21 protein-coding genes are annotated in these 26,993 nt (G+C 72.6%); 9 read left to right on the top strand and 12 right to left on the bottom strand.

Going from position 1 to position 26,993, the window contains the following annotated elements; translation table 11 throughout:
• Nucleotides 1-16 precede the first annotated feature (16 nt).
• From ACIBKX_RS24320 to fxsT, 7 genes are all read left to right on the top strand, one after another.
• Complete coding sequence (locus ACIBKX_RS24320; protein WP_363276054.1) at nt 17-838, top strand: alpha/beta hydrolase; 822 nt, start codon at nt 17-19, stop codon at nt 836-838.
• 74 nt (nt 839-912) lie between these two features.
• The gene (locus ACIBKX_RS24325; RefSeq protein ID WP_363276055.1) at nt 913-1,947 is read left to right on the top strand and encodes a permease; all 1,035 of its coding nucleotides are present in this window, start codon (nt 913-915) and stop codon (nt 1,945-1,947) included.
• Nucleotides 1,944-2,702: a TIGR03943 family putative permease subunit gene (locus ACIBKX_RS24330; RefSeq protein ID WP_363276056.1), complete on the top strand. Its 759-nt coding sequence runs from the start codon at nt 1,944-1,946 to the stop codon at nt 2,700-2,702. Before ACIBKX_RS24325 ends, ACIBKX_RS24330 begins: the two co-directional genes overlap by 4 nt.
• Nucleotides 2,703-2,788: 86 nt before the next feature.
• A complete protein-coding gene (locus ACIBKX_RS24335; RefSeq protein WP_363276057.1) occupies nt 2,789-3,136 on the top strand; it encodes a trypco2 family protein in 348 nt (115 codons plus the stop codon).
• 3 nt (nt 3,137-3,139) lie between these two features.
• Entirely contained in the window at nt 3,140-5,386 is a 2,247-nt protein-coding gene (locus tag ACIBKX_RS24340; RefSeq protein WP_363276058.1) for a hypothetical protein, read from the top strand.
• Nucleotides 5,383-6,396, top strand: a complete 1,014-nt coding sequence (locus tag ACIBKX_RS24345; RefSeq protein WP_363276059.1) for a MoxR family ATPase — start codon at nt 5,383-5,385, stop codon at nt 6,394-6,396. The genes ACIBKX_RS24340 and ACIBKX_RS24345 overlap by 4 nt, the downstream gene beginning before the upstream one ends.
• Nucleotides 6,393-10,289: an FxSxx-COOH system tetratricopeptide repeat protein gene (fxsT, locus tag ACIBKX_RS24350; protein WP_363276060.1), complete on the top strand. Its 3,897-nt coding sequence runs from the start codon at nt 6,393-6,395 to the stop codon at nt 10,287-10,289. Before ACIBKX_RS24345 ends, fxsT begins: the two co-directional genes overlap by 4 nt.
• Before the next feature lie 53 nt (nt 10,290-10,342).
• Here the strand turns inward: fxsT and ACIBKX_RS24355 are convergent, their stop codons facing one another.
• The 6 genes from ACIBKX_RS24355 to ACIBKX_RS24380 form a co-directional block, all read right to left on the bottom strand.
• Nucleotides 10,343-12,058, bottom strand: a complete 1,716-nt coding sequence (locus ACIBKX_RS24355) for an HEXXH motif domain-containing protein (RefSeq protein WP_363276061.1) — start codon at nt 12,056-12,058, stop codon at nt 10,343-10,345.
• 22 nt (nt 12,059-12,080) lie between these two features.
• Nucleotides 12,081-12,254, bottom strand: a complete 174-nt coding sequence (locus ACIBKX_RS24360; RefSeq protein ID WP_363276062.1) for a hypothetical protein — start codon at nt 12,252-12,254, stop codon at nt 12,081-12,083.
• Between the two features lie 216 nt (nt 12,255-12,470).
• On the bottom strand, nt 12,471-13,046 hold the full coding sequence (locus tag ACIBKX_RS24365) for a YceI family protein (RefSeq protein ID WP_363276063.1): 576 nt from the start codon (nt 13,044-13,046) through the stop codon (nt 12,471-12,473).
• A 150-nt stretch (nt 13,047-13,196) separates the two neighbouring features.
• Nucleotides 13,197-13,856, bottom strand: coding sequence for a M15 family metallopeptidase (locus ACIBKX_RS24370; RefSeq protein WP_363276064.1), 660 nt, complete (start codon nt 13,854-13,856; stop codon nt 13,197-13,199).
• Nucleotides 13,857-14,193: 337 nt separating this feature from the next.
• Nucleotides 14,194-17,244 (bottom strand): BTAD domain-containing putative transcriptional regulator, encoded by a 3,051-nt coding sequence (locus ACIBKX_RS24375; RefSeq protein WP_363276065.1) that lies wholly within the window; start codon nt 17,242-17,244, stop codon nt 14,194-14,196.
• A 130-nt stretch (nt 17,245-17,374) separates the two neighbouring features.
• On the bottom strand, nt 17,375-18,964 hold the full coding sequence (locus ACIBKX_RS24380) for an MFS transporter (RefSeq protein WP_363276066.1): 1,590 nt from the start codon (nt 18,962-18,964) through the stop codon (nt 17,375-17,377).
• Nucleotides 18,965-19,186: 222 nt separating this feature from the next.
• Here ACIBKX_RS24380 and ACIBKX_RS24385 point away from each other — a divergent pair, with 222 nt between their 5' ends.
• Nucleotides 19,187-19,399, top strand: coding sequence for a DUF4287 domain-containing protein (locus ACIBKX_RS24385; protein WP_363276067.1), 213 nt, complete (start codon nt 19,187-19,189; stop codon nt 19,397-19,399).
• A 45-nt stretch (nt 19,400-19,444) separates the two neighbouring features.
• Here ACIBKX_RS24385 and ACIBKX_RS24390 read toward each other — a convergent pair whose 3' ends face one another.
• The 3 genes from ACIBKX_RS24390 to ACIBKX_RS24400 all read right to left on the bottom strand — a co-directional run bounded on the left by ACIBKX_RS24390 (nt 19,445) and on the right by ACIBKX_RS24400 (nt 22,861).
• On the bottom strand, nt 19,445-21,094 hold the full coding sequence (locus ACIBKX_RS24390) for an FAD-dependent oxidoreductase (protein WP_363276068.1): 1,650 nt from the start codon (nt 21,092-21,094) through the stop codon (nt 19,445-19,447).
• A gap of 58 nt (nt 21,095-21,152) precedes the next feature.
• A complete protein-coding gene (locus ACIBKX_RS24395) occupies nt 21,153-22,067 on the bottom strand; it encodes a diiron oxygenase (protein ID WP_363276069.1) in 915 nt (304 codons plus the stop codon).
• A gap of 245 nt (nt 22,068-22,312) precedes the next feature.
• A complete protein-coding gene (locus ACIBKX_RS24400; protein ID WP_363276070.1) occupies nt 22,313-22,861 on the bottom strand; it encodes a TetR/AcrR family transcriptional regulator in 549 nt (182 codons plus the stop codon).
• A gap of 167 nt (nt 22,862-23,028) precedes the next feature.
• Here ACIBKX_RS24400 and ACIBKX_RS24405 point away from each other — a divergent pair, with 167 nt between their 5' ends.
• Nucleotides 23,029-23,502 (top strand): nuclear transport factor 2 family protein, encoded by a 474-nt coding sequence (locus tag ACIBKX_RS24405; protein WP_363276071.1) that lies wholly within the window; start codon nt 23,029-23,031, stop codon nt 23,500-23,502.
• Here the strand turns inward: ACIBKX_RS24405 and ACIBKX_RS24410 are convergent.
• Genes ACIBKX_RS24410 through ACIBKX_RS24420 form a run of 3 tightly spaced genes read right to left on the bottom strand, consistent with a single transcriptional unit; the run spans nt 23,483 to nt 26,984 of the window.
• Nucleotides 23,483-24,706, bottom strand: coding sequence for an MFS transporter (locus ACIBKX_RS24410; protein WP_363276072.1), 1,224 nt, complete (start codon nt 24,704-24,706; stop codon nt 23,483-23,485). The genes ACIBKX_RS24405 and ACIBKX_RS24410 overlap by 20 nt on opposite strands.
• Nucleotides 24,703-25,929 (bottom strand): ATP-grasp domain-containing protein, encoded by a 1,227-nt coding sequence (locus tag ACIBKX_RS24415; RefSeq protein WP_363276073.1) that lies wholly within the window; start codon nt 25,927-25,929, stop codon nt 24,703-24,705. Before ACIBKX_RS24415 ends, ACIBKX_RS24410 begins: the two co-directional genes overlap by 4 nt.
• Nucleotides 25,926-26,984, bottom strand: a complete 1,059-nt coding sequence (locus tag ACIBKX_RS24420) for a pyridoxal-phosphate dependent enzyme (RefSeq protein WP_363276097.1) — start codon at nt 26,982-26,984, stop codon at nt 25,926-25,928. Before ACIBKX_RS24420 ends, ACIBKX_RS24415 begins: the two co-directional genes overlap by 4 nt.
• Nucleotides 26,985-26,993: the final 9 nt, after the last annotated feature.

Genomic DNA, 26,993 nt, shown 5'->3' on the forward strand with positions numbered 1-26,993 from the left:
GAGAGGACACACGCTGATGGGCACGTTCACCACCGTCGACGGGACCTCGATCCACTACAAGGACTGGGGCGAGGGCCGTCCGGTCGTCTTCAGCCACGGCTGGCCCCTCAACGCGGACGCCTGGGACAGCCAGCTGCGGCTCGTCGCCGAGAGCGGCTTCCGCGCCATCGCCCACGACCGCCGCGGCCACGGACGCTCGGGCCAGCCCTGGCAGGGCAACGACATGGACACGTACGCCGACGACCTGGCGCAGCTGGTCTGGAACCTGGATCTGCGCGAGGCCGTGCTCGTCGGGCACTCCACCGGCGGCGGCGAGGTGGTCCGCAGCATCGGCCGGCACGGCGACGACCGGATCGCCAAGGTGGTCCTGCTCGGTGCGGTGCCGCCGCTCATGCTGAAGACCCCGGCCAACCCGGAGGGCCTGCCCCGCGAGGTGTTCGACGCCATCCGCGAGGGCGTCCGCACCGACCGCTCGCAGTTCTACCGGGAGTTGTCGCTGAGCTTCTTCGGCGCGAACCGTCCCGCGTCGACGGTGTCGCAGGGCACCCTGGACGCCTTCTGGCTGCAGAGCATGCAGACCGGCGCGAAGGCGGCGTACGACTGCGTGGCCGAGTTCTCCGAGACGGACTTCACCGACGACCTGCGGCGCATCGACGTACCCACGCTGATCGCGCACGGCGACGACGACCAGATCGTGCCGGTCGTCGCCTCGGCCCACAAGTCCGCCCATCTGGTCAAGGACGCGACCCTGAAGATCTATCCGGGCGCCCCGCACGGACTGACGGGCGCGTTCGAGGAGACGTTCAACGCCGATCTGCTGGACTTCCTCGACTCCTGACGCCCGCCGAAATACCGCACCCGGGCCGGTCGGCTCGCTATCGTTGCGCCCGATCCCAGCTAATCGGAGAAAATGTGCGCAACTCGGAACTGATCGAAAGACCGCCGACCGGTCCCGACCCCGCACCGAACCGACCACCGAACGGCCCGCCCGTCCCCGGCCTGATCGCCACCGGCGCACTCTCCGTGCTGCTCGTCCTGGCCCTCGCCTGGGCCATGGGCGGCGCCGGATGGCTGACCCATCCGGGGTTCCGTGCCTGGCAGACCGTGTGTCTGGCGATCACCGTGCAGGCACTGCCGTTCCTGGTGCTCGGCACGCTGATCTCCGGTGCTGTCAACGCCTTCGTGCCCGCGCACGTGTTCAGCAAGGTCCTGCCGAAGAACCCCGCGCTGGCGGTGCCCGTCGCCAGCGCGGCGGGCGTGGTGCTGCCCGGCTGCGAGTGCGCGTCGGTGCCGGTCGCGGGGAGCCTCATCCGGCGCGGGGTCACCCCGGCCGCCGCGTTCGCGTTCCTGCTGTCCGCGCCCGCGGTCAATCCGATCGTCCTCGCCTCCACCGCGGTCGCCTTCCCCGGCAACCCGGAGATGGTCGCCGCCCGGCTCGTCGCCTCGCTCGCCACGTCCGCCGCCATGGGCTGGCTCTGGCTCAGGCTCGGCAGGGCCGAATGGCTGACGATGCCGTCCCGGCACACCGGGCACCAGCACGGGCACAGCCGCCGGGAGGAGTTCCGGCTCGGCTTCCAGCACGACTTCCTGCACGCGGGCGGATTCCTCGTGCTCGGCGCGATGGCCGCCGCCACCTTCAACGTCACCGTGCCGCGCTCGGTCCTCGACACCTTCGCCGACTCGCCCTGGCTGTCGGTGCTCTTCCTCGCCGCGCTCGCGATCGTCCTCGCCGTCTGCTCCGAGGCCGACGCGTTCGTCGCCGCATCGCTGACCGGCTTCTCCCCCACGGCCCGACTCGCGTTCATGGTCGTCGGGCCGATGGTCGACCTCAAGCTGATCGCCCTGCAGGCGGGCACCTTCGGCCGCTCCTTCGCCCTGCGGTTCTCGACGGCCACGGCGATCACCGCCGTCGTCTGCACCGCCCTGACCGGATGGTGGCTGCTGTGAGACGCAATCTCCAGGCGGTGTTGCTCCTGCTGGTCGGCGTGGCCGTGCTGCGGGCCACGCTCGTCGGCGACCTCGCCCTGCGCTATGTGAAGGAGGGCCTGGTCCCCTTCCTCGTCGCCACCGGATTCGTGCTGGTGGGCGTGGGGATTACGGGTGTCGTACGCGATGGGGTGCCGTTCGTCGGAAGGTGCCGGACCGACTCCGCCCCGGCCGCCGAAGCCTCCGCGCACGGCCACGACCACTCCCACGGGCCCCGCGTCGCCTGGCTGTTGCTGCCGCCCGCGCTCGCGCTGCTGTTCTTCGCGCCGCCGGCCCTCGGCTCCTACACCGCCGCCCGCGACAGCCCCAAGGTCGTCGCGGACTACGACCGGTTCGAGCCGCTGCCCGCGCACGGGCCCGCCCCGCTGTCCCTGACCGAGTTCATCGCGCGGGCCCAGCAGGACGACAAGGGGAGCCTGAAGGAACGTACGGTCCTGATGTCGGGATTCGTCACCCCGGGCAAGCACGGCACCTGGCAGCTGACGCGGCTCCTTGTGGCCTGCTGCGCCGCCGACTCCCAGTCCCTGACGGTCACGGTCCACGGGGCGAAGGCGCCGCCCGCCGACACCTGGGTGAAGGTCACCGGGACCTGGCATCCGAAGGGCAGGCTCGGCACCTCGTCCGCCGCCCTGGCGCTCGACGCCGACTCGGTGCGGCGGATCCCCGAACCGCCGAGCCCCTATCTCGACCGGGCACCCGCCGCGGAGTCCGACTGACCATCCAACTCCCCTTCCGTGTCGGCCAATTGACATCCGGGTAGGACGAACGCAGATGTCGGCACGCTTGCATCCGGGGGGACCGAATGGCACGTGAACCACGGCGACTGAGCCTGACCGAGGCGATCGAGTCACTGCGTCAGGATCTGACCGCCGCCCAGCAGCAGGGGATCGGCAAGGCCGTCGGGTTCTCCGTCGACGGCATCAGTGTCGAACTGGACGTCCAGGCCGAGCGGAACACCACCCTGGAGGGCGGCGTCTCCTGGTACGTGACCGCCAAGGGGAGCCGCAGCAGCGTACGGCGGACCGGGACGCGCCTGGTCGTGACGCTGAAGCCGCGCGGAGTCCTGAACGTCGGGGAGCGGGCCGACCGGCCCCGGAACAGTCCACCGCCTCGCGCTCCCGGGCAGACGGCGGCCGGCACCGGAGAGTGATGCGTGCCGGGCTCCGTACGGCTGGTGCCGGACCGGCTCGTCGAGATCAGTGTGCGGGACGACAGCGGACGCGCGGTCGGCTACGGCTCCGGCTGGGTCATCGACGCGGACCTGATCGTCACCGCCGCCCATGTGCTGCTGCCCGAGGGGGCCGGGGAGGAGCCGGGGGACCTCGCCGGGCTCGTCGTCGAGGTGCGTCAGGGCATGCACGCCGCTCATCTGCCCTGGCACCCGTGCGAGATCGTGTGGAGCGGCCTGCAGTCCGCGGGCCGCGACACCTCCCCGTGGGGCGCGGCCGTGGAGCCCCATACGGATCCCCCGCCCGACGCGGCGCTGCTCGTCGTCACCGGCTCCGGCTGGGTGCCTCCGGAACCGGACACCAAGCCGCGCCTCGGGCTCCTGGAGGCGGACATCGTCGACTTCCAGATCTTCGGGTTCCCCAGCTTCACCTATGAGGCCGCGCACGCCCACAACCCCTTTCAGGGCGGTGGCAGGCTCCGTCCCGCGCACCTGGCGCGGTCCCGGCTGATGGCGCTGGACGTGGCGGAGGACGACTGCCCCGAGACCGGCGACGACTGGGGCGGCATCTCCGGCGCCGCGGTCCTCGTCGACCAGCGGCGCACCCTGGTCGGCGTCGTCCTGCAGAGTGACTACGGCAGCCGCAGGAAGCTCACCGTCCTGCCCGTGGACGCGCTCCTGGAACAGGCCGACTGCCGCCACCGGCTGACCGAGTGCGCGGGCGGGTTCAGCGAGCCGCAGAACCGGCGCCGGATCCTCGCCGACATCCGGGCGCTCCTGGAGAAGACCGAGTCGCTGCGCGGGTACGGACGACGGATGGCGCTGCTGCGACGGCTGTTCCCGGACACGGCCGACGACGTCGAGAGCGTCGCGCTGCCCGAGGAGTTGCTGCTTGCGGTGCTCGTCGACCGGTGCGCCGACAGCCCGACCGGGATGAGCGATCTCGTCTCGGTGTACGCGGATGCCCATCCCGGCGACCGGGCAGTCGCCGCCGGACTGCGCTTCCGGGCGGACGAGTTGGAGGCGCTGCGGCAGATGGGCGCGGAGGGCTGGGTCCAACTGCGGTCCTCCCTCACCAAGTTGTACGCCTCGGACCTCAACGGCATACCGGTGTCGGCGCTCTACGCGCGCGCCACCCGCGCGCTGAGCGAGGGCATGCCCGCCCACTGCGACGGCCTGTGGAAGGCGTTCGTGAACCTCGCGGGGAGCAATATGCCCTCCGAAGGGCTGCCGCCCGCCGTGCACTTCCTGGAACTCGTCGCCAGCGCGGTCGGCGGTGCGACCGCCGGGGAGATCCAGGCGTACAGCCGTGCCTGGGCACTGCGCCTGGAGACTGCCCGGCAGGGCCTGCTGCCGTACGCCGCCCGCCCCCGGACGGGCCGCCGGACCGGATACCAGGACCAGGTGGACGCCCTGCGGGCCAGTCTCGTCAAGACGCCGGTGCAGCCCGCCACCTCGGCGAAACTCCTGGTCGAGCTGGAGCCCGATCCCGGCAACGACCCGGACGACTGGGCGGTCTCCTTCTACTTCCGCTGCCGTCCTGCCCCCGGCGGCTGGCGGCGGCTGCCCCTGCCGCACAGCGAACGGAGCATCCGCCTCGCCGATCTGCTCGCTCGGGTCGAACTGGCGCGGGAGCGGCTGCGGCGGGACTACGGAGTGCCCCCGGAGCGCATCGACGTCGAGTACGTACTGCCTCTGGACCTCATCGACCACCCGGACACCCTCATCCGGCGTGGCGGCCTCCCGGAGTTCGGCGTCATGTTCCCGGTGATCGTGCACAGCCGTGACCGTATGCGGCATCCCCCCTGGTGCCGGACCTGGCGGGAGCGCTGGCGCCCGCTCAGCGGCCAGCCGGAGGCGGGGCGGCTGCTCCAGCAGGTCAGGGCGCTCAGCGCGGACGGCAGCGAGTTCGAGGGCGACGAGCCGGTGGCCGGTCTCGTCCTCGCGCACAAGCCCAGTTCCGCCGAGGGCCGCAAGGACGTCGCGCAGGCTCTGCGGCACGGCGTGCCGCTGGTGATGTGGCGGCACGACGAGCGGGCACAGCCCGATTTCTCCCTGCTGTTCACCCGCATCATGACCGAAGGCGGCCTCGACGTACGGGAGTTCGGTCGGGATGATGGCGGGGACGGCGGCACCGCCCGGCCCGAGACCGTCGGCTGGCATCGGCAGATCGTCATCATCTACGACACGCCGGACGGGCTACCCGAGCTGATTTACGGAGCGGCTTCGTGAACTCGCCACGCAGTGCCGGACCCACGGCGGGCACCGTCACCGGCCCCGGTCCGTACCGCGGCACGGGCCTGCCGCACCGGCCGCCCGCCGTACTGCCCGCCCCGCCGCCCTGGCGCACCTACCGCGGCGGCCCGGATCTGCCGCCGCCGCCCGACGACGAGGCGGAGGCCGACCGCAGGCTCGGCGCGGCGAACCCGGTCCCGTGGGTGCCTGCGGCCACGACCGGCGAGGCGGCCGCCGTGAACGCGGCGCTCCTGCTGCGCAAGCCGCTGCTCGTCACGGGCCCGTCCGGGGTGGGCCGCTCCGCGGTCGCCTTCCGGGTGGCCCGGGAGCTGGGGCTCGGCCGCGTTCTGCACTGGACGGTGACCGGCGCGTCGCACCTGCGAGGAGCGCTGTACAGGGCGCGTGTCGTGGAGGGCGTCCCGCGAGTGCGGCTCGGTCCGGTGGGCACGGCCCTGCTGCCGTACGGCAGGCCGCGCGTGCTGCTCGTCGAGGGACTCGACCGCGGCGACTTCGATCTGCCGCTGGAGCTCCGCGCGGCGCTGCTGCGCGGCGGCTTCGACATCCCGGAGCTGGCCGACGAGGACTCCGCCACCGTCACGGCGGACGATCCGGGGGTGACGGCTCCGGTGCCGGAAGGTGTCGTCGCCTGTCATGAGCCGCCGGTCACGGTGATCACCGCGGGACGCGGCCAGGCGCTCCCCGCGGAGTTCCTCGCGGGGTGTCTGCACTGGGAGCATCCGGTGCCGACCGTCGAGGACCTCACCGCGCTGGTGCGGACGCGGGCCGGGATCACGGACAGCTCCGATCCGCGACTGCTCGCCCTGGTCGCGGAGTTGGCCGAGGCGTGGTCGGCCGATCCGCATGCACTGGGTCAGCTGACCGCCGGTCAGGTGCTCGACGCGGTCACGCTGGCCGCCGCGGCTCCGTGGCCGCCGGAGCAGTCGCCGGAGGCCGTCGCGGCACGGCTGGTGGAGCTGTTGCGGGCGCACGCTCCAGGCACGCCATGAACGACCCGCGGCTGCTGGACCGGCTCGACGGCGCCGTGCTCGGGCGGCCGGTGGGCGCCGCGCCCGGTCCGCCGCCCGGCCGGTCGGCTTCGGACGAGCCGGACTGGGACACCCTCACACGTGGCCTGTCCAGGCTCGGCCGCGCCGACCGCGGCCGGGATGTCAGCCTGGTGCTCGACACCGCCCCGGAGATGGCCCTCTGGCAGCCGGTGACGTCCCGGCTGCGCGACACGCTGGGGCGCCGACGGGGCCTGCGTGTCACGGAGTTCGTCTGGGACTGCACCCTGGACCCGGTGCGACCGAACGGCCGCTTCCCCGCCGGTGGTCGCGACCGGCTGATCCTCGTCGTCACCGACGGCCTCGCCCAGGCATGGCGGGACGGCACCGCCCAGACGGCCGTCGCACGCTGGGCGGCCCGGCATCCGGTGGCCTGTCTGCACCTGCTGCCGCAGCGGCTGTGGCCCCGGTCCGGTCTGCCGTCGCGGCGGATCCGCCTCGCCGCTCCCGGCCGCGCCGCACACGAGCCGCCCGGCATCCTCGTGGGCGACAACGCCCTCGCCCCGCAGGAAACTCCGCTGCCGGGCGGAACGGTTCCTCTCCCGCTGCTCCCGTCGCGCGGCCGCTGGCCGGCCCGCTGGGCCCGGTGGCTGACCGGGGCGGCCCATGGGTGGACGGAGCTTCTCGCGCACACGATTCCGCCGGCCGACGATCGAGGCGGGCCCGAACCGCGCCACGGGCAGCCGACGGCCGGGGCGGGCCTGGAGCCCCCCGCCGATCCGGCGGCCCGCATCGCCGCCTACCGGGCGGGCTGCTCGGCCGCCGGATCGGCCCTGGCCTCACTGCTCGCGGCGGCCCCGCTGACGCTCCCGGTCATCCAGGCCCTGCGAGAGCGCTTCGCACCCGGCGCCGGGCCCGCCGATCTGGCCGAACTCATGGCGTTCGGCCTGCTCGCGCCCGCGCCCTACGGGTCCGGCGGCTTCGACATGGTCGACGGCTGCCGCGCGCTGCTGCTCGACGGGGCGCGGCGCACCGACACGCAGCGCGTGCTGCTCGCCCTGGACGACCTCGTCCCCGCGGCGGCACGGCACCGGCCGCGCGGCGGATACTTCAAGGCGGTGGTCGCCTCGCCCAAGGCCGTGCCCATCCCCGAGGTGACCGCCGCCAACGCCCGTCTCCTGCGCATCGAGCAGCTGGCTTTGCGGGCACTGGCGGGCCCCTACCAGGAGCGCGCCCGGCTCCTGGACCACGCCTTGGAGCACTGGCACAGCGAGCCGTACGCGGCGGCGGCCATCACCGGCGACCTAGCCCGAGGGGGATCCATGACCAATGTGCCCGTCCCGTCGGGGAACCCGCCTCGGGATCCGCAGCCGCCCCGCAGCGCGGCCTCGACCCCGGTGGTCTGGGAGAACGTACCCCCGCGCAACCCGAACTTCACCGGCCGCGAGCAGCTCCTGGCCGAGCTGGCCGAACGCCTGGACAACGGCGGCACGGCGGCCGTCCTGCCGGAGGCCATGTACGGACTCGGCGGCATCGGAAAGTCCCAGCTCGCCGTCGAGTACGTCTACCGGCACCAGGCCTCGTACGACCTGATCTGCTGGATCTCCAGCGAGCACACCTCCGGCATCGTCAACGCCCTGGCCCAGCTGGCCGCCCGGCTCGGCATCAGCCAGGGCTCCGACGCGAGCAGCACGGTGCCCGCCGTCCTCGACGCGCTGCGCCGCGGCGAACCGTACAGCCGCTGGCTGCTCGTCTTCGACAACGCCGAGAACGCCGAGACCCTGGCGCCGTTCCTGCCCAACTCCCGCCTCGGCACGGTTGTCGTGACCTCGCGCAATCCGCACTGGGACAATGTGGCGCGCTGTCTGGAAGTGGACGTCTTCGACCGCGACGAGAGCATCAAACTGCTCAACCGGCGCGGCCCGGAACTCTCGCACGAGGACGCCGACCTGCTCGCGGAGGCGCTCGGCGATCTGCCGCTCGCCATCGAGCAGGCCGCCGCCTGGCGGGCCGAGACGGGGATGCCGGTCCAGGAGTATCTGCGGCTGTTCAAGGAGAAACGCAGCGAGCTGCTCTTCGAGTCCGCGCCCTACGCCTACCAGCAGTCGATCGCCACCGCCTGGAATGTGTCCCTCGACCATGTCGAGCAGACCAACCCCGAGGCGATCCAGCTCCTCCAGGTCTGCGCGTTCCTCGCCCCCGAGCCGATTCCGCGCGATCTGTTCTCCCATGTGCACCGCAGCTCCATCGCCCCGCAGCTGGACGCGGCGCTCGCCGATCCGCTGCGGCTGAGCCGGGCCGTCCGGGAGATCAAGCGGTACTCGCTGGCGCGGGTGGACCTGCGGACCAACTCCCTGCTGATCCACCGGCTCGTGCAGGCGGTCCTGATCAACCGCATGACGCCGTTGCAGCAGGAGCAGATGAAACGCGGCGCGCAGCTGCTGCTCGCATCGGCCGATCCGCGCAATCCCGAGTCCAACCTGACCTGGAACCGCTATGCGGTGCTCTATCCGCACGCCGTGGCCGCCGGAGCCGTCCGCTCCACCGATCCGTGGGTGCACAATCTTGTGGTCAACATCGCCAAGTATCTCCAGCGCTGGGGCGATCACGAGAGCGCCCTGGGCTTCACCGGGGAGGCGTACGCGGCGGCCCGTGAGCTGTTCGGCCGGCAGGACGAGAAGACGCTGACCCTGGCGTTCTGGCTCGGCTGGATCTTGTTCAGCATGGGGCACTACCAGGAGGCCGCCGAACTCAACAAGGAGACGCTGAAGGCCTACGAGACGGCCCAGCAGCCGTCCCCCGTCCCGGTGTCCGAGACCCGCGAGAGCCATCTGGACGCCATGGGCGCGGTCGCCGCCGATCTGCGGGTCAAGGGGGACTTCGACGAGGCGCTCGCGCTGACGCAGCGGGTGTACGAGCAGGCGACGGCGGCGTTCGGCCAGGACGACCCGGTGACCATCAACGCCGCACACAACCTGGGCGTCTGTCTGCGCCTCGTCGGCCGCTTCCAGGACGCGTACGAACTCGACCGCACCACCTGGGAGCTGAAGCAGACCCTCTTCGGCACCGACCACGCACTGACGCTCCTGACCCAGGTCGGCCTGACGATCGACGAGCGGGAACTGGGCCGGTACGCCCTGGCCCGCGACCGGCAGGAGGAGGTCGTCGCCCAGTACGAGCGCCAGTTGCGGTCCGACACCCCGGCGGCCCTGCACGCCAAGCGCGTCCTCGCGGTGGCCCGGCGCAAGGCCGGTGACCACCATGCGGCGCTCGAGGTGTCGGAGGAGGTGCTCGAGGTGATGCTCAGCCGGTTCGGCAGGGAGCATCCGGACACCATCGAGGCGACGCTCGGCCTCTCGGTGGACCTGCGCCACGACGGGCAGCTGGACCGGGCGCGGGAACTCTCCGACGCGTGCTGTCGGCGCTACCGGCGCATCTTCGGTCCTCAGCATCCGCACACGGTGTCGGCGGAGGCCAATCTGGCGATCACCCTGCGGCTCGACGGGCAGCCGCAGGAGGCGTACGAGCTGGATGTGCGCGCGCATGCCGCGCTGACCGAGAAGCTGGGCGAGCGGCATCCGCTGACCTTGGTCGTGGCGACGAACCAGGCGAGTGATCTGGCGGCTCTCGAACGGTACGAGGAGGCGCTGGAACTGGGCACGGCGACGCTGGAGCGGTGCACGGAGGTGCTCGGTCCGGTGCATCCGTCGACGCTCAGCACCGCCGCGAACCGGGCGCTCGATCTGCACGCGCTGCAGCGGCGCGACGAGTGCGACGCGCTGCACAGCTCGATCCTGGAGGAGTTGCGCACGCAGTTGGGCGACCTGCATCCGGCGACGACGAACCTGGCCGACTGGACGCGCGCCAACTGCTACATCGACCCGCTGCCGTTGTAGCCGCCCGGGAGCCTTCAAGAGACCTCAGGAGGCGTCAGGAGGCATCAGGAATGTCAAGAGCGGAACGCGGACGCGAGGCGCACGGGGTCGCCGCCGCCCACGGCCGCGTGCACTGCCATCACGAACTCCAGCCGGGCCAGCAGGACTTCGGCCGCCGGGTGGCTCTCGGCCCGCAGGGCAAGCCCCAGACCGACCCACGCGTCGGGGCTCGCGTCGCCCTCCCGCACCCGGCGCTCGAACCGTCGCCTGGCCCGGTCGATGTCGCCGGTGACCAGTGCGACGTCCTCCGGATGCGCACCCTCGACGACCGCTCCCGGAGCCGCGCTCAGCGCGTGCAGCCCTTCGGGGGCGTCGAGCAGCCGGCGCAGCAGCACGGCCCGCGTGTCGAGGCCGCGGCGCGGCGCGCCCGCGACGATCACGTCGGCGCCGCGCGGCAACCGGACGGGGCCGCTCCGTTCGGCGTACGCCCTGGCGGCTCGCTTGACCTCAGCCCGGTCCGGAACGACGTGATGGGCCCGCCAGGTCGCGTGGTGGTCGGTGGCGGCAAGGCGCGCCGCGTCCCGTGCCGTCCCGTGCACCGGCTCGTCCTGCCAGGCGGTGAGCCGGCCGGTCAGCTCGTCGACCAGCTTCCGGCCCAGATCGGTCAGTCCGTCGGAGGCCCGGATTCCGTGCAGGGCCCGCACGGTCTGGGCCCGCCACAGGGCGTACTCGAACTCGGCGCCCGGACCGCGCCGTCGCCGCCAGAAGCGGGTCACCCCGAAGAAGGCGTACACCCCTTGGAGCAGTCCCCCGAGCGGGCGGGGGTCGTCGCGCCAAGGCGCGTAGAACCGCTCGTCGCCACCGTCGTGGTGGAGCGTGAACAGGTGCATGAAGGCGCTGAGTTTGTTGTGCTGGAACTCGTGCACCAGGGTCGCCGCGAGCTGCTCCGCGTCGTCGGGCTCCGAGGCGAGCACCGCGCCGAACGCGTCGCCGGACGAGGCACTGTGCGGACGGTAGCGCTCCGCGCGCGGGCGTGGCACCACCGAGCGCAGGCCCCCGGCCGCGGCCCGTGCCGCTTCCGGGTCGTCGTCGGCGAGCAGTTCCCAGGCCTCGGCGAACAGCGCGGACCAGCGGTCGGCGGTCGGCAGCGGCTCGGGCGGCCGGGGGGCGCGCAGGGCGCGGTAGGGGTCGAGGTCGTCGAGCAGGAGGGCGCAGCCGTCGGCGCGCAACTCCCGCAGGGGGAACCAGCCGGGGCCGTTCTGCCGTACGCCTGCGACGTGCACCATGCCCGCGTCGGCAAAGACCTCGGCGGTGCCGTCCGGGGCGGGTTCCGGCACGCGCGCGCCGCCCAGCATCGGCAGCACCACCCAGCCGTCGCGCACCGGGACGCTGGTCCGGAAGTCCACTCCCGCGAGGACCGCGGCGGACGCGGCCACGGCGTGCAGTCGGCCGAGCTCCGCCCACAGGGGAGAGTCGCCCGGCACGGCGCCGCGGACGCGACGCAGCGCGTGGGCGGCCCAGGTGCCCACCGTCGGGTAGAGGAGCAGGCGTTCCACCGGCTCGGGGTCCGCTTCCCAGGCGCGGGTGAGGAGTGCCCAGCCGTCGTCGAGGGGTGCCAGGGGTGCGGTCGGGATGCCGTCTGCGGCGTCGATGAGCGCCCGCAGGAGCAGCAGGCGCCAGCTGCGCTCGGCGGCGCGCAGCGATGCCACCGCGTCCGGGCCGCACGCGCCGGAGAGCAGATCGCCGTAGGGCTTGTGGGCCACGCGGTGGGGTTGCGTTTCGACGTGCATGACGGCTCCAGGCCTTGCGGGGCTACTCGTCCCGCTGTGGGTTGTAGCCGCCCATGCTGCCCGCCGGATCATCGATGCGGCTCAGGAGTCGCTGCATCGAGGCCTCGACGAGTGCGGCATCCAGCGTACGGGCGTCGGCCGGGCTGACGCCGCTGAGGTCGACCAGCTCTGATTCGACTCCGTGCTGCTCAGTCACACCGCACTCACACCCAGGAATCAGGAGGCACAGCCGAGGGGAGCCGCAGCCTGACCGAACCGCTCACGCGCGCGCGAGCTCGACAGCCCAGAGGGAGCTGCCGGACCACAATAGCGCGGCTGCTGACCGCAGTTCCGCACAATTTGTTGCCGCGCCGACCGGCTTCGCCCGCCCGGCGCACAAGCTCCCCGGCCCCGATGACCGCCGGACCCGGTGCTATCCGGGCTGCAGCACGGCCTCGATCTCCATGACGATCTGTACCTTCTCCCCGAGCGCCGCGCCGCCGCCGGGGATCGGGCCGTTGTAGGTGACGTCGAAGTCCATGCGGTTGATCTCGCCGGTGACGGAGAACCCGGCGCGCGCCCCCGTACCCGGATCGGGGCCGTAGGGATCGACGGCGAAGCCGTTGACCTCCATCCGCAGCGGTACGGGCCGCGTGACGCCCTTGAGCGTGAGATGGCCCTCGACCAGGAAGTCGTCTCCGTCGGGTCTGATGCGGGTGGAGCGGTAGGTCATGGTGGGGTACCTCTCGACCTCGAAGAAGTCGGCGTCGCGCAGGTGCTCGTCGCGCTGGGCGGACGAGGTGTCGATCGAACTCATGTCGACAGTGGCGGTCACCTCGGACTTCAGCGGGTCCTCGGCGGTGACGATGCGGCCCTCGAAGCGGGTGAAGTGGCCACGCACCTTGCTGATCATGAGGTGTCGTATGAGGAGGCCTACGTCGGAGTGGGCCTGGTCGATCAGCCAGGTGCCGGCGACATAGCCGGGGACCTTGATCAGGTCGGCGTGCATCGTTGCTCCCTTCCGTTCTTCCGGCGTGATCGGGTCTCATTTGCCGACGATCACATGGTGGCGGACAGGAGCACTATCCCCACTGGCCGGTCCGGTAGTCGCACAACGCGCCGACCCGACTCGAGGTTGACTCGATTCGAGGGGCAGACGTCACCGGCCCTCGAACTCCAGGGGTCCGTAGAGGGCCTTGGGGGCGTCGGTCGCGAGGGCCCAGTAGCGGTCGCCGTAGGACCAGTGCCACCACTCGGTGGGGTAGTTGACCAGGCCCGCCGTGGCCAGGGCCGCGGTGAGGGTGCGGCGGTTGCGGCGGGCGGCGCCGGAGATCGAGTCGACGTCCATGTAGCAGGCGCCGTCGCTCTCCTCGGGGCTGGCGTTCACCGGTGTGCCGAGGTCGAGTTCGGCGCCGGAGGCCGTGCACAGGGTGAGGTCGACCGCGGCGCCCGCGACGTGCGGGCCCACTTCCGGAGGCGAGAGGGAGCGGCTCGTCTGGCGGTGCAGATACGCCTCGGACCAGTCGGGGTGGTCCTTGCGCAACTCGGCGGCGTACTCGTCGAAGTACTTGATCTGCAGCGCGAGCGGACGGTAGCCCTCGGTGACCAGCAGGCGCAGGCCGTCCGGCAGCAGCCGGGCCGCGCGGGCGAGGCGCCAGGCGACGCCCTCGCGCAGGTGGGCGTAGGCGCCCGCCGGGTCGGCGAGCCGTTCGTCGACGGCGAGGAAGGGCAGTTGGCGCAGGTCGACGAGGGGCTCACCGCATTCCTGGACCGGGATGTCGACGACTCTCGGATCGTTCATGAGGATGATCGGCGGCATGCTGGCCCTTCATGGCGACGGCGACGGGCACAGCTCCGGGGGCGGGCTGCCGCCCCCCCCCGGAGTCCCCTCCTCGTTCCTGGCGGGGCCGTTGCACGGGAAACGGTCCACACCCCCGACGACGCCGGCGATGTGGACCGTACGAGGCATCAGTGGCCTTCCCCCGTCAACCCCCGTCGAATTCCGCTGAGTCCCCCGTTGTTTTTCCCTGTTCCCCCGTTGCACCGGCGGGTTGCCGCCCGCCGACATGACCAGCTTGGCGCAGGCCGCTGCAAGTTCTCTGTAAATCCACGGCAAGTGGAATGCGCCGGGCCGCCAGGTTTGTTGTCAAGGTCTCTCAGAGCCATGGCTCGTCCCGTTCCCGTGCCTCGTACGCCATGAAGACCTCCCGTGCCTCGGCGCGCAGCGCGTCCGCTCCCGCCCGGTCGCCGACCGCGACCCGCGTCGCGGCGAGATCGCGCAGGGTGCGGGCGCGGGGCAGCGGCAGGCCGAGGGCGTCCCAGCGGTCGGCCGCCTCGGCCAGGCTGCGTTCGGCGGCGTGGACGCGGCCCGCCGCCAGTTCGCACTCGCCGAGGGTGCGCAGGGCCAGTGCCTCGCCGAAGCGGTCCCGGTGGGCGCGGCAGACCTCCAGTACATCGCGGATCTCGTCCTCCGCTTCGGTCCAATGGCCCAGCCGGACCAGGGACTTGGCGCGGGCCTGCATGGCGTACGCGGACATCAGCGGGTCCTGGAGGGTGCTCAGGAGGTCCACCGCGCGCCCGGCGAGGTCCGCCGCGTCCGCGTATTCGCCGAGCGCCCGGTGCACGAGGCTGATGGAGCGCAGGGTGAGCGCCTCGCCGCGGCGGCTGCCGAGTCTGCGGTAGGCGAGCAGCGACTCGTCGAGGAGGGTGCGGGCGGCGGTGTGGTCGCCGAGTTCCAGCCGTACGGATCCGGCGTAGCGGCAGGACAGGCCGAGGCCCGGGTCGTCGTGGATCCGGCGGAAGCCGTCGACCGCTTCGGCGAGGACGTCCTGCGCGGCGCGCAGGCTGCCCGCTTCCCGCAGCGCGCTGCCGAGTCCCGCGTACGCGGCGGCGCGGCCCCAGCTGTCGCCGAGTTCGTCGCAGAGCCCGGCGGCCTGCCGGAAGTAGCGCTGGGAGTCGTCGAACCGGTCCTGTTCGTAGCGGAGTTGGCCGAGCCCGATCAGCAACAGGGCTTCTCCGCCCTGGTCTTCGGCGCGGCGGGCGGCGGCGAGGGCCGCGTCGTGCGTACGCCACCAGGCCTCGAAGCGGTTGCCGACGGTGTACACCGACGAGCAGAGCGCGGACGCGGCCTCGCAGGCCAGGGTGTGCAGGTCCAGGGCGGCCGCGCGTTCCACGGCGGCGGCGATGGCGTCGGCCTCCGCGTCGAACCAGGCGGCCGGGTCGGCGAGCGCGCGCCGGGTGGCCTCGGGCCCGATGGGCCGTACGACGTGGCCGACCGCCCCGCACATCTCCCCGCCGCCGTCCAGCAGCCGCCGGTGCAGCTCGACCGCCCCGGACGGGGTGACGGAGGCGACCCGGCCGGTCAGCCAGAGCCAGGCGCCGAGCGCGCGGGCGACCGCCGCGGTCCGCTCGGCGGGCGGGTCCTCGGCGTCGGCGCGTTCGGCGGCGTACACGCGCACCAGGTCGTGCGGCCTGAAGCGGGCCTGTCCCACCCGGTCGACGCCTGTGCAGTGCAGCAGTTGGGCGTCGACGAGCTGTTCCACGACGCGGTCCGCGGCGGCTTCCGGGATGTCCAGGAGCGCGGCCACCACCCAGGCCGGGACGTCGGACGCGGCGAGCAGGCCGATGCGGCGCAGGGCGGTGCGCGCGGGGACGTCCAGCGCCCGGTAGCTGAGCCCGAGACCGGCCCGCACCTCCAGGTCACCGACGGCGAGTTCGTCGAGCCGGTGGCGCTCGTCGGCGAGCCGTCCCGCGAGCATCCGCGGCGTCCAGTGCCGCTGGGTGGCGAGCCGGGCCCCGGCGATCCGGATGGCAAGCGGAAGGCCGCCGCACAGCTCGACGATGCGCCGGGCGGCGTCCGGCTCGTCCCGCACCCGCCGCTCCCCCGCGACACGGGCCAGGAGCTGGATGCCCGGCCCGGTGTCGAACACCTCCAGTTCGGCCCGGTGGGTGCAGGGCAGCGCCCCGAGCCGCGCCCGTGCCGTGATCAGCACCCCGCAGCTGGCGCTCCCCGGCAGCAGCGGACGGACCTGCGACTCGCTGCCCGCGTCGTCCAGGACGAGCAGGAACCGGCGCCCCGCGACCATGCTGCGGAACAGGTCCCGGCGCTCCGCGTCCCCGTCCGGCGGATCGGCGCCCAGCGCCCGCAGCAGCCGGCCGAGGACCTCGGCGGGTGCCACCGGGTCGGTGGAGCCCCGCAGTTCGGCGTAGAGCTGGCCGTCCGGGTACACGTCGGCCACCTGATGCGCGGCCTTGACGGAGAGGGTGGACTTGCCGACGCCGCCGGTGCCCGACACGACGACGACGGGCGTGGCCTCGCGGGGCCCGGCGAGGGCGGCCCGCACCTCAGAGAGCTGCCGGTAGCGTCCGGTGAAGTCGCCGATGACCGGCGGCAGCAGGGCCGGCGGCGGGGTGGGCGCCGGGGCCGCGTCCTCGGGTTCCGGCGGGGTTCCCGCGCCCGGCAGCAGCTCGGCGTCCGCGCGCAGGATCGACTCGTACATGTGCCGCAGATCGGGCCCCGGATCGATGCCCAGCTCCCCCGCGAGGACGTCGCGGCCCTCCACGTACACGGCGAGTGCGTCCGCCTGGCGGCCCAACCGGTAGAGGGTGAGCATCAGCTGGCTCCGCAGCCGCTCGCGCGTGGGGTGCGTGGCCACCAGGGCGGTCAGCTCGGCGACCAGTTCCGTCTCGCGGCCCGCCTCGGACAGCTCGGCGGCGATGCGCTCCTCCAGGGCGGTCTGCCGCGCCTCGTCGAGCTGGTCGGCCATGGCCCGCAGGGTCTCGCCGATCCCGCCGAGCGCGGGGCCGCGCCACAGGGCGAGGGCCTCTCCCAGCAGCCGGGCGGCCGCGGGGTGGTCGCCCGCGGCGGCGGCCTGCCGGCCGCGGGTTGTCAGTCGCTCGAACGCGGCGCGGTCGACCAGGGCGGTGTCCGCGTGGATCAGATAGCCGGGCGGCCTGGTCTCGATGGCGTCGGCGGACAGCGCGCGGCGCAGCGCGGAGACGTACGACTGGATCAGGGAACGCGCCGTGTCCGGCGGGTGCTCGCCCCAGATGGCGTCGATGAGCGCGTCGACGGACACGACGCGTCCGGGTTCGAGGAGCAGCGCGGCGAGCAGCGCGCGGGGCTTGGGTCCACCGAGGTCGAGCCTGCGGCCCGCGCGCCACGCCTCGACCGGTCCCAGCAGGCGGTAGTCCGTGTTCGTCTCCACGCCCTCTCCATGCGTCCCTGCCCCGTACCGCCCCCACCCGCACGTCGCCCCCGACGTCCGGTCATGTTACGTCCGTCACGCCCCAACCGGCGTACGGGGAAAGGGAATCAGGCCATGGTGCTGCGCATTTTCACGCAGGGTCCTTGCGCTCGGCCGCCGGTTCCTCCCCGGACTGCGCGAACGGCCCCGCCCCGTTGCCCTTGAGCCGTTCCAGGTCGTCCGGGCGCACCTGGATGACGAACAGGGCGATCAGCGCGGCGACGAGCGCGAAGACGGCGGCGGCGATGAACGAGCTGGAGATGCCCGAGGCGAGGACCTCGTCGCCCCAGCGCCCCGGCAGCTGGCCGGTCCTGCGGAACTCCACGATCTGGGCGGGGCCGGCCTCCGCGAGGAACCGCGGCACCTGGTCGGTGGCCTCGTTGCGGCTGGCCGTGCCGAAGACGGTGACCAGGACGGACAGGCCGAGCGAACCGCCCACCTGCTGCGTGGCGTTGAGGATCCCGGAGGCGGCGCCGGCCTCGTGCGGCTCCACCCCGGACACGGCCATCAGCGTAAGGGAGACGAACTGCATGCCCATGCCGAAGCCGAAGACGAGGACAGGACCGAGCAGGCTGCCCACGTACGTGCTGTCGACATCGGTCATCGTCAGCCAGCCGAGCCCCACGGCGGCCAGGATCGCGCCCACCACCATGAACGGCTTGGGACCCCACTTGGGCAGGAACTGCGAGGCGAGCCCCGCGCCGACCGCGATGATCGCGCTCACCGGCAGGAAGGCGAGCCCGGCCCGCAACGGGCTGAAGTCCAGGATGTTCTGCACGAAAAGCGTCAGGAAGAAGAACATGCCGAACATCGCGGCGGCCAGGCTCAGCATCATGCCGTAGACACCGGCGCGGTTGCGGTCGCGGAACATCCACAGCGGGGTGATGGGCTGCCTCGACCGCCGCTCGACGGCGAGGAACACGCCGAGGAGCAGTACGGCGGCCACAAAGGCCGAGATGGTCAGGGTGTCGCTCCAGCCGTCCTCGGAGGCCCGGATGAAGCCGTAGACGAGCAGCACCATGCCGACCGTGGAGGTGAGCGCGCCGAGGATGTCGAAGTGTCCGGGGTGCCGCTCGGACTCCCGGATGTGGCGGGGCGTGGCGGCCACGATGAGCAGCCCGATGGGGATGTTGACGAAGAGGACCCACCGCCAGTCGAGCCACTCCACGAGCAGTCCGCCCGCGAGCAGCCCGATCGCGCTGCCGCCGGCGGAGACGGCGGCGAACACGCCGAACGCCCTGTTCCGCTCGGGTCCTTCGCGGAAGGTCGTGGTGATCAGCGAGAGGGCGGTGGGCGAGGCGATCGCGCCGCCGACGCCTTGCAGGGAGCGTGCCGCGAGCAACTGCCAGGACTCCTGGGAGAGTCCGCCGAGCAGTGAGGCGAACACGAAGAGCAGGACGCCGAACATGAACACCCTGCGCCGACCGAGGATGTCGCCGAGCCGGCCGCCGAGCAGCAGCAGTCCGCCGAAGGTCAGCGTGTAGGCGTTGATCACCCAGGACAGGTTCTCGGTCGAGAAGCCGAGCGAGGTCTGGATGTGCGGGAGGGCGATGTTCACGATGGTGATGTCGAGGACCACCATCAGCTGACACGAGGCGATCACGAGAAGCGCGATACCGCTGCCCCGTCCCCGCTCCGGGGATTCGGCAGACTCCGAGGGTGTGGATCGAGCGCCCGTCATGGGATTGCCTACGCCTCAAGCCCGGCAGCGGCGTTCGCCGTGAGCCCGGCAGTGAACGGATGCGTTCACTGGAACAAGGCTAGTCCCGCCGCCGACGGCCCGCCATTCGATCGACAGGGGATCGGCAGGGCGACCACCGATGACTTTTCCCGCCCCCGCCCGTCTTACCTGCGACACCACCATGGCCTGCGACATCACCACGACAGACGGGACATCGTCATCATGAGCACCGCCGCCAAGGGCCCCGCCGCCTACTTCCCCTCCATCGAGAAGAAGTACGGCCGCCCCATCTCCGAGTGGCAGGGGCTCATCCGGTCCTCGCCCCTGACCAAGCACATGGAGCTGGTCGGCTGGCTCAAGTCCGAGCACGGCCTGGGGCACGGACACGCCAACGCCCTCGTGGCGCACACCCTCGGCGAGGACCGCGCCAAGTGAGCCGCGGCCGTGCCGGACCCTTCCGCGGGCCCGGCACGGCGCCGCTCAGCGCAGCACGCCCCCGCGGCTCTTCCGTGCCGTCGACACCAGCTCCTCGACGGTGGCGAGCTTCACGCGGGGCCGCCCGGCGCGCTCGCCCCGCGTGACCTCGGCACGGTCGATCGCCGCCAGGCCGCGCGCGTCGACGACCTTGCGGTTGCGGCGCCGCGCGAGCCGGTGGAAGGCCTTCTGCGCGTGCTCCGGCGCGGGCAGGGTGCCCGCGACCGCGTCGGCGAGCAGCGTGGTGACCGTCTCGGCGGCGCAGGTGCGGTTGGCGCCGATGCCGCCGCTCGGGCCCCGCTTGATCCAGCCGACGACATAGGTGCCCGGCCGTCCGGTCACCCGGCCGCCCTCGTGCGGCACGGTGCCGGTCGTCTCGTCGAAGGGCAGTCCCGCGACGGGCAGCCCTCGGTAGCCGATCGCCCGCAGCACCATGCCCGTGCGGATCGTCCGCTCGCCGGAGCCGTCCGAGACGCGCACGGTCTCCACGCCGTCCTCGCCCCGCACCTCCAGGGGCGCGCAGTGGAAGCGCAGCACGATGCGCCGCCCCGGCGCGGGCGGCGCGTCCCAGTCCGTGCCCTCGCGCCGCACGCCGCGCAGGACGGCGGCCTTGTCCTTCGGGTTCGCCTCGTCGATGGCCCGCGCGATGCGGGGGTCGTGGTCGTCCACGGTCAGTTCCACGCCGGGCAGGTGCTTGAGGGCGAGCAGTTCGGACGTCGTGTACGCGGCGTCCTCGGGGCCCCGGCGTCCGAGCAGCACCACTTCGCGGACCTTGCTCGACCGCAGCGCCGCGAGGGCGTGGTCGGCGATGTCGGTGCGGGCAAGCCGGTCGGGGTCGGCGAGCAGGATGCGGGCGACGTCGAGGGCCACGTTGCCGTTGCCGACGACGACCACCCGCTCCGCGGACAGGTCGACGGCGTCGGGGGCCGCGTCCGGGTGGGCGTTGTACCAGGCGACGAAGGCACGCGCGGAGACCGTGCCGGGCAGGTCCTCGCCGGGGACGCCGAGGGTGCGGTCGGCACAGGCTCCCACGGCGTAGATGACGGCGTCGTGGTGTGCGGCCAGTTCCCGCTGCGTGACGTCCGTGCCGACCTCCAGGCCGAGGTGCATGCGCACCCGCGGGTGGGTGTGGAAGCGCGCGAACGTCTCGCCGGCCTTCTTGGTCGCGGGATGGTCGGGGGCGACTCCGTACCGCAGGAGTCCGCCGGCCACCGGAAGCCGGTCGATCAGCGTCACTTCGGCGGCGGTGTGCAGCAACAGGTCCTGCACGGCGTACATCCCGGCCGGTCCCGTGCCGACGACGGCGACCTTCAGGGGCGCGAAGTCCGACGGCAGGACGCGCGGGAACGTGGGCTCGTCCCAGGCGTGGAAGTTCGGCCCGTCCGAGGCGGGCGCAGGCGTCTCGCCCTCGTAGTACGCCGCGTTGATGTCGGCGTACTCCCGCTGCGCGGCGGACAGACTGTCCACCGGGAAGATCGCGTCGACCGGGCAGGCGTCGGCGCAGGCCCCGCAGCCGATGCAGGTCGCCGGGTCGATGTGCAGCATCTCCGTGCTGCCGAAGGCCCGTTCCTGTGGCGTCGGGTGGATGCAGTTGACCGGGCAGACGGCGACGCAGGTGGCGTCGGTGCAGCAGGTCTGGGTGATGGCATAGGTCATGGTGGCGGCTCGACTCGTTCGGCTCGGATCGGCTTGCGTGGGCCCGGATCAGGCCGGTTCAGATGAGGTTGGCCCGCTTGTAGAAGGCCAGCGCCGGCTTGGTGAGCAGCCGCGAGGAGGCCAGGAACTCCATCAGGCCCGAACAGCTCGACCGCATCATCGACTTGTGGTGCTCGTTGGCCTTCGCCTCGGCGAGCGCGCGCTTCTCGTCCAGGCCGGCGTTGGCGTACACCTGACGGTTCACCATGCTCGTGACGATGAAGTACGACGCGACCGCGATCACGAACGCGTTGATCTGCCGGCGCATCCGGCCCGCGCCCACCATCCGCTTGCGCGTCTGGTCGCGGGCGAACTTCATGTGCCGCGACTCCTCGACCACGTGGATGTTGTTGATGGTGCGGACGAAGGGCACGACGCGCTCGTCGCGCATCCAGTCGCGCTGCATGACGTCGAGGACCTCTTCGGCCACCAGGATCGCCGCGTACGCCGCCTCGCCGAAGGCCAGCGTCTTGAACACGCGGCCGAGCTCAAGGACGGGCCGGGGCGGCCGGTAGGCCGGGGCCCCGAGCTTCTGGGCGCCGCGGGCGAACATGATCGAGTGCCGGCACTCCTCGGCGATCTCCGTGAGCGCCCACTGGACCTCGTCGCTGGTCGGGTCCTTCGCGTACACGTCGCGCAGCACCATCTGCTGCAGGATCATCTCGAACCAGATGCCCGTGCTGGCCACCGACGCCGCTTCCTGCCGCGTCAGTTCCTTGCGCTGCGCCTCGGTCAGCTCCTGCCAGTAGGCGGTGCCGTACAGCGAGCTCCACTCGGGGCTCGCCCCGTGGCAGTCACGGTCGAGCGGCGTGTCCCAGTCGACCTCGGTCGCCGGGTCGTAGGCCAGAACGGCCGCCGAGTCGAGCAGCCGACGGGCCACGTCGTCACCCTCGGAGTGGTCCTGTGCGGTCGGCCGGACAGTGCTGCTTGCCATGCTGGGGCTCCTTGGCTCGGAGGTATGCGCCAACGGCGGGGCAACGGACCGGTGCGCCGTCCCGCAACGCCGCCAGAGCCCGCTTATTTACGGACCGTATAACAAGGAATCGCGGCTGGCCTACCCCCCGGTAAGAACTATCTCCAGCCCGCTGATCACGGCAGGCAAAGCCGGTGAAAGACCACAAAAAGAGTGAACTTGAGGGAATGCGCGGCACTTCAGGACCGCGGCGGATCAATCAGCGCTCACCCGGCGGACAGCAGCCGGGCCGCGCCCTCCCGCGCCTGGAGCGCCGGCTGCGGGGACCCCGAGATCGCGGCCGTGGCCATGGCCCCTTCGGCGAGCAGGACCAGCGGGCCCACCAGCCACTCCGGCCGCCCCTCGGCCGCGACGAGCCCGGCGACGTACGCATGGAAGGCGTCCTTGTGCGCCCGGACCGCGTCGGCCACCGCGGGGTCGACGGCGCCGAGTTCACCGAAGGAGTTGATGAAGGCGCAGCCCCGGAAGTCCGGCTCGGCGAACCACTCGCGCAGCCAGTCGTAGACCCCGAGCAGGCGCCCACCTTCCGGGAGCCCGTCCACGTACTCGGCGAGCCGGGCGCGCCAGCGGCGGTCGCGGCGTTCGAGACAGCCGAGGACCAGCTCCGACTTCGACGGAAAGATCTGGTAGAGCCGCTTGAGCGAGACGCCCGACGCGGCCCGGACCTGGTCCATGCCGACGGACTGGATCCCCCGCTCGTAGTAGAGGCTCTCGGCGGCGTCGAGAAGTCTGGCTTCCGCCTCTGCGCGATCCATGAGAGCCCCGGTCCGAAGGAAGGAAATGAACGAGAACGAGCGTTCTTCGACGGTACTACGAGGAGGAGCGCACCCGCACCCTTGCGCGAGAACGACCGTTCTCCTATCGTGGCACAACATCGGAGAACGCACGTTCTCCCCCATCGTCCGACGTTCCGGAGAGAGCCATGACCACGACCGCACGCCCTCCCCTCCCGCCGTTCACCCGCGAGACCGCGGCCGAGAAGGTCCGTCTCGCGGAGGACGGCTGGAACACCCGCGATCCCGCGAAGGTCGCCCTCGCGTACAGCGAGGACTCCCGCTGGCGCAACCGCGCGGAGTTCGTCACCGGGCGCGACGCCATCGTCGGCTTCCTGTCCCGCAAGTGGGCCCGCGAGCTGGACTACCGGCTGATCAAGGAGCTGTGGGCGCACGACGGCCACCGCATCGCCGTGCGCTTCGCCTACGAATGGCACGACGACTCGGGGAACTGGTTCCGCTCGTACGGGAACGAGAACTGGGAGTTCGACGACGACGGGCTGATGCGCGCCCGGCACGCCTGCATCAACGACCTGCCCATCGCGGAGTCCGACCGCAAATACCACTGGCCGCTGGGCCGCCGCCCCGACGACCACCCCGGCCTCAGCGACCTCGGCCTGTGACGGCGGGCGCCCGGCTCCCCCGGCGCACCGCCGGGACCAGGAGCAGCGGCAGCAGCGCGCACTGCACGGCTATCGCGGCCCAGAACAGGCCGGGCCCGCCGGTCCGTTCGGCGATGCGGTAGCCCTCGCCCCCGGCGGCGCCACTGGCGAAGGCGCCGATTCCGGCCGCGAGGCGCTGGCGCCCGAAGACCACGGCGGGTGCGCGCGGCGAACGGTCCAGTGCCTCCAGGTCGTTCTTGAGGAAGAGGACGATCTCGCCGAGGCAGATCAGCAGGGCGCCCGCCAGGATCGCGACGTGGCCGCCGACGGCGAGCGTGGCCATGCCGGTGCCGAGCGCGGCGAAGCCGAGGACCAGGGCACGGGCGTAGGGCAGTGCGGCGATCCGGTCCGAGAGGAGCGGCTGCGCGACGACCAGCAGGAGCGCATAGAGCGCGAGGACCAATGCGTAGTACGTCGTCGAGGTGCGCGGCACCGCGTACAGCGCGAGGTAGTGCTGGAAGAACATGAAGAGGTAGAGGCCCAGCACAGTGGCCGCGAACGGCAGCACTTCGGGCCCGGTCAGGCCCCTCGGGCGCCGTTCGGTCCGCTCCTCCCCGTGGCGGTCGCGGGCTTCGGCCGGCAGCAGCGCGTGCCCGGCCGTGATCGCCGCGAACAGCACGGTGACCGCGGTGAAGAGTCCGGCCGAGGCGCCGAGCACGAACGGCGCCGCCGCGAGCGGGCCGAGGGCGATGCCCGCGTTCAGCGCGGAGCCGCTCGCGGACAGCAGCAGGGGCCGCTGCTCCTCGTCCACCGCGTGGATCAAGTAGGCCTTGTTCGCGGGGAGATAGAGCGCGGCGCCGACGGAGACCAGGAACAGGGCGAGCACGGCGGCGGCCGGGTGGCGCAGCCCCGGCAGGAAGCACGCGAACCCCGCCATGCGGATCACCAGGGCCAGCAGCATCGTGCGGCGCAGGCCGATCCGCCCGGCGAGCGCCGCGCCCGCGACACCGCCGGAGAACTGGACGAGCGACGCGACGGCGAGCACCACGCCGACCGTGCCGAGCCCCATGCCGAGGCGCTCGTGCAGCAGCACCGACATGAACGGCAGGACCGCGAAGCTGCCGAGCGGGATCAGGAACGACCCGGCCAGCAGGAACCGCTGGGGCGCGGTGAGCCGCGCGAGGCCCGAACGCAGGCGCCCGCGCGGCTTCCCGGACCCCGTCACTCCGGCGCGTCGGCGGTCATGACCGGCCGTATGCTGCCCGCCGCGCTCAGCGCGCGGTGCAGGGCCAGCTCCGAGGTCGCGCCCTCCGCGAGGACGATCCCCGTGCAGCCACGCTGATCGCGCACATGGTCGACGCGGTCGCCGGGAGCGGCGGTCGGATACCACTCCGGCGAGCCGGGGAAGGCGTCGAGGCCGTCGAGGCCCGTCCATCCGGTGAGGGTTCCGGGCCGGTCGGGGTAGACGAGCACGAATCCCGTGGCGGGGCCTGTTGCGGGCGGGGCGTCGAGCACCTCGGGGCGCAGGCCGAGCGCGACGGACACCATGGCGTCGTACACATTGGCGCGCAGGGCGCGGCACAGCGCCTCGCCGACGAGCGCTCCGCCGATGCGCCGGTTGATCTCGACGAGTTCGGGTCCTTCGGCGGTGAGGACGAACTCGACGTGGGCGAATCCGGCGTCGTGCCCCGCCGTCTCCAGGACGCGCCCCACCCACTCCTCGATCAGGTCGGTTTCCGGGGCGGGCAGGGCCACCGGGAAGGCCGCCGCTTCCTCGCGCACGGAGGGTTCGGGCGACATCTGGCGGCTGAGCACGCCGAGCAGCTTCGTGCTCCCCGCCCAGCTGAGCGTCTCGGCGCTGTAGACCGGCCCGGCGAAGAAGGGCTCGGCGAACAGCCGCCCGTTGAACGGGAGTTGGGCGGCCTCGTCGAGGGCCGTGCGCAGTTGCCGCTCGTCGCGGACCGGCCAGACGTTGCGGGACGAGGTGCCGGCCGAGTCCTTCAGGACCGCGGGCAGACCGATGGTCCGCAGTACGTCTTCGGCCGCCGCGGGGTCGGCGGGGATCGCGAGGGCGGGGCCCCGGCTGAGCCCCTGTTCGTGCAGCAGATCGCGTACGCGGGACTTGTCCCGCAGTACCCGCACCGCTGCCGGATCGGGTCCTGGCAGGCCGAGTCGGGCCGCCAGGTCCGCGCCGGGGACGCTCCAGGTGTCGGTCGAGTTGATGAGCCCCTTCAGGCCGGGGAGTGCGGCGAGCGCGTCGGCGCACGCGGAGGGGTCGCGGGTGTCGACGTCGACGACGTCGACGGCTTCCGGCGCGATGCGGGCCAGCTCGTGGCGGTAGACGGCCCGGTTGCCGGTGAGCAGGCAGAGCCGGTGCCCGGCGGCGTCGGCCGCCTCCGCCAGCCGTCCGAGGCCGAAGGTGAGTGCTTCCAGGGCGGCGATGGTCACGATGCCGTCCTCTCCTTGTCGTTCCGCTGACCGGGTACGTCGTCCGTCTGTCGGCCGTGCAGGTCGTGGTCCTTCGGCATGTGTACGTCGTACGGGCGCCGGTTCCACTCCATCGCGGACCACGGTGGTGCGAGGTCGGCCAGGTCGGTGATCTGATGCGGTTTCAGGGAGCGCGGGTCGAGCGCCTCCTGGTGGCGGGCGAAGACCCGCTCGGTGTAGCGGTGGCCGGTGTCCGCGCCGATGACCAGGTGCATGCGGTCCGGGCGGCGGGCCGCCTCCCATCCCGCGACGAGGTGCGCCGCGCCCGTGGAGAGCCCGGCGAACACCGCGTGGCCGCGCAGCAGGTCCACGGCGCCCGCCATGGCGTGCCGGAAGTCGACCCAGTGCAGGGTGTCGTACAGCTCGTGCCGGACGTTGTCGAAGGGGATCGAGCTGCCGATCCCGGCGATGATCGCCTCGGGGTCGCTGAAGTGCTGGCTGCCGAAGGTGACGCTGCCGAACGGCTGCAGGCCGAGGAGCCGCACGTCCCGGCCGCGCCCGCGCAGCGGCCTGACGAGGCCGCCGGTGGAGGCGCCGGTGCCCACCGCGCCGACGACGGTGAGCGGGGCGTCTGGCAGCGCCGCGTCGACGAGGTCGGCGAACTCCCGGTAGCCGTCGTAGTGGACGGCGTCGTGGTACTGGCGCATCCAGTGCACGTCGGAGCGGTCCGCGAGCAGCTGCCGCACGCGCCGCACCCGGCGTTCCTGGTCGAGCCGGAGGTCGTCGGCGGGCGGCATCTGGTCGACCGTGGCCCCGAGGATCTCCAGCTGGGCCCGCATCGCCGCGTCGACGGTGGTGGAGGCGACGATGTGGCAGCCGAGGCCGTAGCGGTGGCAGGCCATGGCCAGGGCGAGGGCGTAGATGCCGCTGGAGCTGTCGACGAGGGTCTGGCCGGGGCTCACGGTGCCGCGCTCGATGAGGGTGCGGACCGCCCCGAGCGCCGCGTAGACCTTCATCGTCTCGAACCGGGCAAGGACGACGTTGTCCGCGAGGCGCAGCAGGTCGGGGGTCTTCATCGCGTCGGT

This window comes from Streptomyces sp. NPDC050658 (assembly GCF_044457025.1).
Taxonomy (GTDB): Bacteria; Actinomycetota; Actinomycetes; order Streptomycetales; family Streptomycetaceae; genus Streptomyces.

What these genes read in the sequence shown, in the direction of transcription:
- ACIBKX_RS24320 (WP_363276054.1), top strand. Translation starts at nt 17, where the DNA reads ATGGGCACGTTCACCACCGTCGACGGGACCTCGATCCACTACAAGGAC.
- ACIBKX_RS24380 (WP_363276066.1), bottom strand. Translation starts at nt 18,964, where the DNA reads ATGACGGGCGCTCGATCCACACCCTCGGAGTCTGCCGAATCCCCGGAG.
- ACIBKX_RS24390 (WP_363276068.1), bottom strand. Translation starts at nt 21,094, where the DNA reads ATGACCTATGCCATCACCCAGACCTGCTGCACCGACGCCACCTGCGTC.
- ACIBKX_RS24400 (WP_363276070.1), bottom strand. Translation starts at nt 22,861, where the DNA reads ATGGATCGCGCAGAGGCGGAAGCCAGACTTCTCGACGCCGCCGAGAGC.
- ACIBKX_RS24385 (WP_363276067.1), top strand. Translation starts at nt 19,187, where the DNA reads ATGAGCACCGCCGCCAAGGGCCCCGCCGCCTACTTCCCCTCCATCGAG.
- ACIBKX_RS24395 (WP_363276069.1), bottom strand. Translation starts at nt 22,067, where the DNA reads ATGGCAAGCAGCACTGTCCGGCCGACCGCACAGGACCACTCCGAGGGT.
- ACIBKX_RS24355 (WP_363276061.1), bottom strand. Translation starts at nt 12,058, where the DNA reads ATGCACGTCGAAACGCAACCCCACCGCGTGGCCCACAAGCCCTACGGC.
- fxsT (WP_363276060.1), top strand. Translation starts at nt 6,393, where the DNA reads ATGAACGACCCGCGGCTGCTGGACCGGCTCGACGGCGCCGTGCTCGGG.
- ACIBKX_RS24420 (WP_363276097.1), bottom strand. Translation starts at nt 26,984, where the DNA reads ATGAAGACCCCCGACCTGCTGCGCCTCGCGGACAACGTCGTCCTTGCC.
- ACIBKX_RS24405 (WP_363276071.1), top strand. Translation starts at nt 23,029, where the DNA reads ATGACCACGACCGCACGCCCTCCCCTCCCGCCGTTCACCCGCGAGACC.
- ACIBKX_RS24370 (WP_363276064.1), bottom strand. Translation starts at nt 13,856, where the DNA reads ATGCCGCCGATCATCCTCATGAACGATCCGAGAGTCGTCGACATCCCG.
- ACIBKX_RS24365 (WP_363276063.1), bottom strand. Translation starts at nt 13,046, where the DNA reads ATGCACGCCGACCTGATCAAGGTCCCCGGCTATGTCGCCGGCACCTGG.
- ACIBKX_RS24335 (WP_363276057.1), top strand. Translation starts at nt 2,789, where the DNA reads ATGGCACGTGAACCACGGCGACTGAGCCTGACCGAGGCGATCGAGTCA.